The organism is Psychroserpens citreus (genome assembly GCF_055686305.1).
This window is the reverse complement of record NZ_CM145999.1, coordinates 1509027-1519792: the sequence shown is the minus strand read 5'-3', so window position 1 is coordinate 1519792 and position 10766 is coordinate 1509027. Positions and strand designations below refer to the sequence as shown.

The window sequence follows — 10766 nt, the reverse complement described above, 5'->3', positions numbered from 1 at the left end:
AATTAAATTAATAGCTGTTACTGAAAGTATTAATTTTTTAGCTACACCTATGTTAAAAAAACAAAGAAAACATCAAAAATTATGAATTTTACGGAAAACCCGTAAGTCCCATTCAGACTTGCCTTACATCAAATAAAAAAAGCCCAGACATAACATCTGAGCTTTTAATAATTATTAAGTTAATGGTTAATGTTATTGCTTAATAAATCGTTTATTAATTATATGTCCTTCTGTGCTAAATCTAATTTGATACATAGCTCCATCTAAATTACTAATATCAATAGATTCATTTTTAACATCTCCTTTAGCTACTAATTGCCCAACAAGATTATAAATTTCATAGGATACCTTCGTGTAATTAGATTTCACAAACAATGTAGATCCCTTAACAGGGTTTGGATATAATGAAATGTTTTTAATATCATCAATCTGCGATGTAGAATCAACATTTTTAGCAGTTCCTGTTGATAAATTAACATTATCAATAGCTATATCTGCCTGCCAAGTGCTACCCGTTATTCTATTAAAACGCAATTGAACACTTCCTCCAGTATATGCTGATAAATCAACACTAGCAGATTGCCAAGAGTTTCCTAAGTTACCTGAACTATTCCAAATACTTGTCCAACTTGCTCCATTATCGTTACTAGCCTCTAAATCTATAGTTCCCATATTATTAGAACCATATTGGTGATAATTGAAACTGAATGTTGCTGAAGATTGTCCTGTTAAATCAAAACAAGGAGAATTGATAATTGCTTGCTTAGTTGGATACCCTGTATTATTCCCTGAAGCTTCAACATAAATATAATAAGAACCTTGGATAGCGCTCGATGGACCTGTTCCATTTGATGGTGTTCCATTAGCATCTACTGTCCAATTTAAATCATCTGCTGATGATTGCGTCCATCCGCCTAAAGTGTTTTCAAACCCTTCAGAATACGGATATGATGTAATTCCTCCTGAGCAACCATTACCTCCATTGTTACCCCCTTCAGATAAACCAATATCGTCAATGGCGATATCTGCTTGCCATGTACTTCCTGTAATTCTGTTGAAACGCAATTGAACATTTCCACCAACATAAGCCCCTAAATCAACATTAGCGGTTAGCCAACTGTTGCCTTGATTCCCTGTGCTATTCCAAATTGATGTCCAACTTGCTCCATTATCATCACTTGCTTCTAAATCAATACTTCCCATATCTGTTGCTCCAAATTGATGATATTTAAAACTAAATGTCGCTTCAGATAAAGCCGATAAATTAAAACAAGGAGAGTTTAATATCGCTTGCTTATTAGGATAACCTGTTCCATTTCCGGAAGCCTCAACATATATATAATATGTGCCTTGAGATGCGCTAGATGGTCCTGTTCCGTTTGAAGGTGTTCCGTTGGCATCTACTGTCCAGTCTATATCATCTGCAGATGATTGTGTCCAAGCCCCTAAAGTGTTTTCGAAACCTTCAGTATATGGAAATGATGTGATTCCTCCTGAACATCCTGAGGATGGACTAGAAACAATTATCGTTCTTGTTACTTGAGTTGCTGCATTTCCTGCTGCATCGCTAACATTATAAAATCTTGTATAATTTCCAACAGAAGATGTGTTAACCGTTCCAGTAATAACAATACTTGATGTCAAATCACCATCTATATTATCTGTAGCTGTAGCACCTTGTTCTGTATAAGTATCTCCTACATTTAAAGTAATTGTAGAAGCTCCATTTAAAGTAATTACTGGAGCAGTTGTATCTGGATTAACCGTAACTGTTCTTGTAACCTCTGTTGCTGCATTTCCAGCCGCATCACTCACATTATAAGTAATCACATAAGTCCCTGCAATATTAGTATTTACAACATCTCCGCCTACAATTATACTTGATGTTAAATCACCATCAACATTATCACTTGCTGTTGCTCCTTGATCATTATAGCTATCGCCTAAATTCAAACTTATTGATGCCGATCCATTTAAAGTAATAACTGGCGCTACTGTATCTGGACCTGAACCTTCAATAATTACTGTGTAATCTTCAACTTCACCATATTGAAAAGTCTCACATGCTGTAGGGATTCCATTATACTTCATAGACACACGCATTCTTGTAGAGTTTTCAACGGCTCCTGCTGGAATGGTAAAACTTCCACTTACAGGTGTATTTTGAGTCGCAGCTTGAGACCAAACTTGTTCACCTGAATCACTAAAATCTCCATCTCTATTATAATCAATCCAAACAGCGTAACCTTCACTGTAAACTGTACCTGTCCATGTAGGTGTTACTGTAATAGTATATTGAGTTCCTTTAGTTAGAGTTGTTGATACATTCGTAAAATCTGAATAAAACTGTGGGCCAGACGTATTATCAATTGTATTTAATTGAACTCTACTGATATATTCATCATTAGTATTTGTACTAGCAGAATCACAATAGGTCAATTGTACATCTGTTGTTGTAAAATTCACTGAAGCACTATAGGCAGAATTACTTCCTCCAGAACACTTACTTCTTACTTGAGCCTCATATTGTGTTAATGCTGTTAAACCTGTAACATTAGAAGATATTCCTGTAACAGCAGTTGTTGTCCAAGTAGAGGTTCCTGTTTGACGATACCTTAAATCATATGTTGCTCCTGCAACAGCATCCCAACTTAATGTTGCTGTAGTTTCACCAACATTAGACGCTCCAAGCCCTGTTGGTACATTTGCATTACATATTACTTGACCTGCAATTGTGAAGTTTGAATTTGAAATGTCAAAGAAAATATTGTTAGCTCCTTTTACCATAACTCTATTTTGGTTTCCTTGGTTGTTAGGAACTACAATATCATGAGATCCATCATTTGCAACCCCAGAAGCTAGAGTTATTGGATATGTATCACCACCATCGGTTGACAAGAAAATATCAACGTTTGCAGCGTTTACACCATTCCCTGTTGTACCAGCCACATCCCATGTTACTGTTTGAGTTGATCCAGCATTCCACGATACGTTAGTATTTGGAGAATTCACAACAAATGGACCAGCTGTTCCATTAACAGAAACAACCATGTCATCACTATTATTTGCCGCACCTCCAGCTCTATTATCTCTAACAGTTAAACGAAAGTTTAAATTTCGAGCAACATTTGGAACTGCTTCCCATTGCCAAGATGTAGCTCCAGATTTAATGGTAGACAATCTTGGAAAATATCTTTTATTATCTGTTGTTGGGCTATAAGATCTAAATGCTACACCAGATGTCGCATTAACACTTGGGTAAGTTGTTGATGCATTATTTTCATCGTACTGTTCCCAACAATATGTTAGTACATCTCCTGAATTTGCATCAGAAGCTGAGCCTTCAAGAACAAATGCTGTTCCTTTTGGAATCGTATAATTTGAACCAGCATTTACTGTTGGTACTGCATTACCTGTATTGGTATTGGTTTGACAACTTGTTGTTTTAATGTAGTTAGTAATTTGTTCTATTGATCTAGCATGAAAGTAAGGGTCACTGTTAGATTGTACATCTGTAGCTCCGGTTATTCCTGCATACCCCATAATGGTAGAGCCACTTCCTGGCTCCATTTGTGCGTTAGTTCCTTCATTTCCATTGAATGTCCATGTATGATTTCCACCAAATTGATGGCCAATTTCGTGCGCTACATAATCCACATCAAACGGGTCGCCTTCAGGGTCTGTTCTAGAGGTAAAAGCACTTCCTTTTTGACCGTTAACACAAACACATCCTATGCAACCAGCATTTCCGTTGTTTGAAGCTCTAGCAAATAAATGTCCAATATCATAATTTGATTCCCCAATAACACTAGTTAATGTAGACTGTAACTGACCGTTGAAACTTCCATTGCTATATGGATCTGTGTTAGCATTTGTATAAATGACATCATCTGTGTTAGAGATAAGAACCATTGTTACATTAAAATCATTCTCAAAAATTCCATTTACACGAGTCATGGTTTGGTTAATTGCAGCTAACGCCAAAGCCTTAGTACCTCCATGATATGCTGTATATTCTCCAGTTGTAGAAACAGCTAATCTATAAGTTCTAAGAATCCCATCATCAGCATTTCTCATTTGCATACCAGTATCCATGTTTTTATTCATCTTGTCTGTAACATTACATTCAAAATCATCAGAATAATCTATACGGTCAGCTCTTTTATAAGCTGAGTAAAGGGTTAAATCTTGAGAATAGGCTTCAATAAATGTAGCGGGCAAGGTAGCCGATAAACGCATACTTTGAAACCCTAAAGGAGAAATACTAAATCTAATTGTAGCCGAAGGATCATCGATTCCTTGACCAACATAAGATCTAATTTCTGGGTATCTTTCTTGAAGATCAGGGCTCAATACAGGTGCTTCTGCAATTCTAAAACGTTCCAATTTCCCTTGATCGTTTGGAAATGATAAAATCACTCCTGAAGATCCATTATTTAAAACTTTTCTGTTAGGTGCTTTGGTCAATGCTTGTTTTAAACCATTGATGTTTAAAGTAAATGTTTGGGTTTTTGGTAAGTTTTGCTTACTGGCCTTAACAGCAATATTACTTCGATTGGTTTGTTTACTCCAAAACGAGGTTTTTTGTGCTAAAACAAAATTTGTACTTATTAAAGTAATAAGTAAAAGTAGTTTAATTTTCATGTTGATGGCTACATTTTAAGTTAATTGAATTTCTTTGATTTTTAAGTTAAAAAATGCCTTTTTGATAAAAAAATCATCATTTTTAAGTTAAAATCGCATGAAATTATTAAAATTTTGTTAATATCAAAATTTAACTATAACGTTTTCGTTGAAGTGCACAAATAAAAAAAATGCTTACGGTTTTTCCGTAATTCAATTGCAGAAAATGACTACATTTACCTATGCAGAATTCAAAATTAATAGACGTAAAGAATATTTCAATTGCATTTTCTTCTGATGGAAAAATGAATGAAATCATTCACAACATATCCTATCATTTATATCCAAATGAAATTTTAGGTATTGTTGGCGAATCTGGTTCAGGAAAATCTGTCTCTTCTCTCGCTATTTTAGGTTTGCTTCCAAAGAAAATTTCAAAAATAACTCAAGGATCTATTCTTTTTGAAGGACAAGACTTAACAACCTTGAACTCTAAACAATTACAAAGTATTCGAGGGAAAAAAATCGCCATGATTTTTCAAGAACCCATGAGTTCTTTAAATCCTTCTATGAGTTGTGGGAATCAGGTTATGGAAATTTTATCTCAGCATACAAATCTGTCAAACTCTGAAGCTAAAGCTGAAACATTATTGCTTTTTGAAAAAGTGAAATTACCATTGCCTAAACGTGTATTTAAAGCCTATCCTCATGAAATCTCAGGTGGACAAAAACAACGTGTCATGATTGCCATGGCTATTGCTTGTAAACCAAAAGTTCTCATTGCCGATGAACCAACCACAGCATTAGATGTGACTGTTCAAAAAGATATTATTTCTCTTCTAAAACAGCTTCAAAAAGAGGAACAAATGAGCATAGTTTTTATTTCTCATGATTTGTCATTAGTCTCTGAAATTTCAGATCGCATTTTGGTGATGTATAAAGGGAAGATTGTTGAACAAGGTGATGTTCATCAAGTTTTTAAATCTCCAGAACATATCTATACAAAAGCTTTAATTAATTCGAAGCCTTCAATGGAAACCCGATTAAAGCAATTACCAACAATTGATGATTTTATAAATAATACGACAAATACTACTATTATTACTTTGGAAGAACGTTCTAACACTCAGAAAAACATTTACAATAAAGCTCCACTTTTGGAGGTCATCAATTTAGAAAAAGAGTTTATCTCAAAATCTGGATGGTTTTCTAAACCCGAAACCTTCAAGGCTGTAAATAAAGTGTCTTTTAAATTATATAAAGGTGAAACTTTAGGTCTAGTTGGTGAGTCTGGATGTGGCAAATCAACCTTATCTAATGCAATTTTACAATTAGATAAAGCAACCGCTGGATCGATAATATATAAAGGTATTGATATCACAAAGCTGTCAAAATCTGGCATCAGAAAACTAAGGAAAGACATTCAAATTATATTTCAAGATCCTTACGCTTCATTAAACCCAAGGCTCACTGTTGGTAAGGCCATAATTGAACCAATGAAAGTCCACGGAATTGGACAAAATGACGCAGACAGAAAGGCTAAAGTTCTTGAACTTTTAGTAAAGGTTGGTTTGGATGAGTCCTATTTTAACCGTTATCCACATGAATTTTCAGGTGGTCAACGCCAACGTATTGGTATTGCTAGAGCCATTGCTTTAGAACCTCAATTTATTATTTGTGATGAGTCAGTTTCTGCATTAGACATATCAGTACAGGCTCAAGTACTAAACTTGTTAAATGAACTCAAAGAAAACTTTGGGTTTACTTATATCTTTATTTCACATGACTTAGCAGTGGTGAAGTATATGTCTGATCAATTAATTGTAATGAACAAAGGAAAAATAGAAGAATTAGACGATGCAGATACGATTTACAATAATCCAAAAAAAGCCTATACCAAAAAACTTATTCATGCCATTCCAAAAGGATTATAGCATGAATATTTTTTTAGTTAGAGTTAAGATGTTTTTGAGCAATCTTAGGGTGTTTTGAAAACCAGTTAAGAACTTATTTTCGGTATTCGTAGGTTTTGGTAGATTTGGGGCAAAAAAGTTCATTTGGTTTAAAGTTTACGGTAGATTTGGGGCAAAATCTCAACGTAAGTGTTTTAGTTAATTAGGTTATTTTGATTTGGTTCTGCTAATATGAAACTTATTTTGAATAAATCAGTTAAAACACACAATAAATCGATGAAATACATATTTTTTTAACATTTTAAGCATGATTATTGGAATTTTCTTACATAAAAACGTTTCTAATAATCATAAATAAAAAAGCCGCTTTATAAAAAAGCAGCTCAAAATTTCATCTTTCATCAGATCATTACAGAATCATTTCAGGTATATCTCCTTCAATTATCAAAGTCCCTTCTGTAGCATCCTTAATGTCATCAACCGAAACTCCTGGTGCGCGTTCTAAAAGCTTAAACCCATTATTCGTAATCTCCATAACTGCAAGATTAGTCACCACTTTTTTCACACAACCAACGCCTGTTAATGGTAATGAACAGCGCTTCAATAATTTTGAAGCACCTGCTCTATTTGTATGCATCATGGCCACAATGATATTTTCGGCACTTGCAACTAGATCCATAGCGCCTCCCATTCCTTTTACCATTTTTCCTGGTATTTTCCAATTGGCAATGTCTCCATTTTCTGCTACTTCCATTGCACCAAGAATAGTCAAATCTACATGTTGCCCTCTAATCATTGAAAAACTCATGGCCGAATCAAAAAAACTAGCTCCTGATAAGGTTGTGATCGTTTGCTTTCCTGCATTAATGATATCGGCATCTTCTTCTCCTTCAAAAGGAAAAGGGCCCATACCAAGCACTCCATTCTCACTTTGAAACTCAACTTCAATATCATCTCTCACATAGTTTGCCACCAAGGTAGGGATGCCAATTCCAAGGTTTACATAATAGCCATCTTGGACTTCTTTAGCAATACGTTTTGCTATTCCGTTTTTATCTAACATAACTCTAATCTCTTTGTCTAACAGTTCGTTGTTCTATTCGCTTCTCATACTGCTCCCCTTGAAAAATACGTTTTACAAATATGCCAGGAATATGAATTTGGTTTGGGTCTAATGTTCCTACAGGTACTAATTCTTCTACCTCAGCAACTGTGATTTTAGCTGCACCACACATATTAGGATTAAAATTACGAGCCGTTCCTTTAAATATAAGGTTTCCGGCTTCGTCGCCTTTCCAAGCTTTTACAAAAGCAAAGTCTGCTTTAAACGCATATTCTAAGACATACATTTTTCCATCAAACTCTCTTGTTTCTTTTCCTTCGGCTACTTCAGTTCCATAGCCTGCTGGAGTATATACAGCTGGAAACCCAGCTTGGGCAGCTCTACAACGTTCAGCAAGTGTACCTTGCGGAATGAGTTCCACCTCTAATTCTCCTGATAACATTTGTCTTTCAAACTCATCATTTTCCCCCACATAAGACGAGGTCATTTTATCAATTTGTTTCCCTTGGAGTAATAATCCCAAGCCAAAATCATCGACACCTGCATTATTAGAAATACACTTTAAACCTTTTACGCCTAAACGTACTAATTCGGCAATAGAATTTTCAGGAATTCCAGATAAGCCAAAACCTCCAAACATGAAGGTCATATGGTCTGATACACCCTTAAGTGCATCTTGTACATTAGCTACTTTTTTACTAATCATTGTTATTAATTTACTAGTGGAAAATTACGAAATAAAAAAGCCATTCAAAAGTGAATGGCTTGAGTTTTTATTATGAGATTTCTCTTTTCTATGATTAACTATTAAAAATCTAATACACCATCAAGTTCATCAGCAGGATCTGCGCCTTCATCTTTGTTGCCTTTCCATTTGGTACAATCTACCTCAATTGAGAGGTTGGTTGGTTTTTCAAAATTATCTTTAGAAATACCAAGATCTTCATTGCTGTAGCACGCTTTCATATACATCCCCCAAATTGGTAACGCCATAGATGCACCTTGACCATAATCAATTGTCTTAAAGTGAGCCGCTCTATCCTCAGCACCAACCCAAACGCCAGTTACAAGATTAGGAACCATACCCATAAACCAACCATCACTTTGATTCTGTGTTGTTCCTGTTTTACCAGCTATAGGATTTGTAAGTTCGTAAGGATACCCTGTAATTATTTCTTTATACAATGTTTGATTTGCTCTCCAAGAATCTCTTAATCTACTACCTGAACCAGCCTCAACGACACCTTGCATTAAATTTACAGTTGTATAGGCAACCTCAGCACTTAATACGTCTTTAGTTTCTGGTGTAAATTGATATAATACCGTTCCGTTTTTATCTTCAATTCTAGTAACCATTACTGGTTTATTATACACGCCTTTATTTGCAAATGTGGCATAGGCTGCTACCATTTCATAAACACTTATATCTGGAGTACCTAATGCAATTGCTGGTACAGGAGGAATCTCAGATTCTATACCTAAATTTTTGGCCATATCAACTACGGGCTCAGGACCTACTTTGTCCATTAAACGCGCTGTTGCAGTATTTACCGAATTTCCTAAGGCAGATTTTAAAGTCATGAAACCATCATAACGGCCATCAGAATTTTTTGCAGTCCATGGTTCTGGATTTCCATATTTATCAGCTTCAATTGTGATTTGTTGTCTAGGAATTGTGTCACAAGGCGATAAATGTAATTGATCTATAGCCGTAGCATAAACAAATGGTTTAAATGTAGAACCTACTTGGCGTTTACCCTGTTTGACATGATCATATTGAAAATGCCTATAGTTCATTCCTCCAACCCATGCTTTAACATGACCTGTTTGTGGATCCATCGACATCATACCGGGCTGCAAAAATGATTTGTAGTAACGCATGGAATCTATAGGTTTCATAACCGTATCTATTTCGCTTGGTTGTCCGTCTTTCCAAGCAAAAATGCTCATTTGTGTTGGTTTCTCAAATGAAGCTCTGATCTCATCATCAGATTTTCCTTCAGATTTCATAACTCTCCAACGTTCTGAACGTTTCATACTTGCATTCATTAAGCTTTTAATTTCTTTTTCATCGAGCTCTAAAAAAGGTGCTGTTTTATTTCGTTTTGGAGTATTTTGATTGTCAAATTCGGCTTGAAGTCGAGGCATATGACGTCCTACTGCATCTTCTGCATATTGTTGCATTCTCGAATCAATTGTTGTATAAATTTTAAGGCCATCATTGTAAAGATTATATTTTGAGCCATCAGGTTTAGGGTTGTCCTTGATCCAATCTTTCATAAACTTATCCAAATATGCTCTAAAATATGTTGCAATACCTTCACGATGTGATTCTGGCGAATAATTTAAGTCCAATTCTGTATCTTGAAGGCTATCTTTTAGTGTTTCTGAAATGTATTCGTATTTATGCATTTGTGACAACACCACATTTCTTCTATTCTTTACTCCTTCAGGGTTTCTGTGAGGTCGAGGGTTGTATAAAGATGAATTTTTAAACATCCCAACAAGCATTGCAGATTCTTTTAATTCTAAATCTTTAGGTTCTTTTCCAAAGTAAATACGCGAGGCGCTTCTAATTCCATCAGCATTATTTCCAAAGTCATAGATATTAAAATACATGGCAATGATTTCCTCTTTAGTGTACTGTCGTTCCAAACGAATGGCAATAACCCATTCTTTTATTTTTTGAATGACACGCATAAACCGATTTGAAGACACCTGTTTAGTAAATAACTGCTTTGCTAACTGCTGAGAAATTGTACTAGCTCCTCCTCCACTACCTAACTTAACTACAGCTCGCATTGTCCCTCTAAAATCAATACCTGAATGGTCATAATATCTTATGTCCTCGGTTGCAACCAAAGCATCAACTAGGTTTTTAGGTAATTCTTCGTAATCTACAGGTGTTCTATTGTCGTCTAAATAAAATTTACCTAGAGTTTTATCATCTGAAGAAATAATTTCGGTTGCTAAAAATGTTTTAGGGTTTTCTAAAATGGTATGATCTGGCATATCGCCTAAAGCACCCCAAGACGCTAAAAGAAACATAAAGAAGAATGCAAAAACACCTCCAGCAAAAAGTATCCAAAATCGCCTTACATATTTTGAAAAATCTTCTTTAGGGTTTTTAGTAGCGGGTTTCTTTTTTGTTATTGTTTTTGCCATAA

The 10766-nt window shown here is 35.1% G+C and carries 5 protein-coding genes; 1 reads left to right on the top strand and 4 read right to left on the bottom strand.

Going from position 1 to position 10766, the window contains the following annotated elements:
• Positions 1–192: 192 nt before the first annotated feature.
• Entirely contained in the window at positions 193–4644 is a 4452-nt protein-coding gene (locus tag ACTU6T_RS06835) for a reprolysin-like metallopeptidase (RefSeq protein WP_460220493.1), read from the bottom strand.
• Between the two features lie 221 nt (positions 4645–4865).
• Between ACTU6T_RS06835 and ACTU6T_RS06830 the strand changes: the two genes are divergently transcribed.
• Positions 4866–6557, top strand: coding sequence for an ABC transporter ATP-binding protein (locus ACTU6T_RS06830; RefSeq protein WP_460220492.1), 1692 nt, complete (start codon positions 4866–4868; stop codon positions 6555–6557).
• Between the two features lie 388 nt (positions 6558–6945).
• On the opposite strand, the gene ACTU6T_RS06825 is transcribed toward ACTU6T_RS06830, so the two are convergent.
• The 3 genes from ACTU6T_RS06825 to ACTU6T_RS06815 form a co-directional block, all read right to left on the bottom strand.
• Complete coding sequence (locus ACTU6T_RS06825) at positions 6946–7599, bottom strand: 3-oxoacid CoA-transferase subunit B (protein ID WP_460220491.1); 654 nt, start codon at positions 7597–7599, stop codon at positions 6946–6948.
• 4 nt (positions 7600–7603) lie between these two features.
• A complete protein-coding gene (locus tag ACTU6T_RS06820) occupies positions 7604–8305 on the bottom strand; it encodes a CoA transferase subunit A (RefSeq protein ID WP_460220490.1) in 702 nt (233 codons plus the stop codon).
• A gap of 101 nt (positions 8306–8406) precedes the next feature.
• Complete coding sequence (locus tag ACTU6T_RS06815; protein ID WP_460220489.1) at positions 8407–10764, bottom strand: penicillin-binding protein 1A; 2358 nt, start codon at positions 10762–10764, stop codon at positions 8407–8409.
• Positions 10765–10766: the final 2 nt, after the last annotated feature.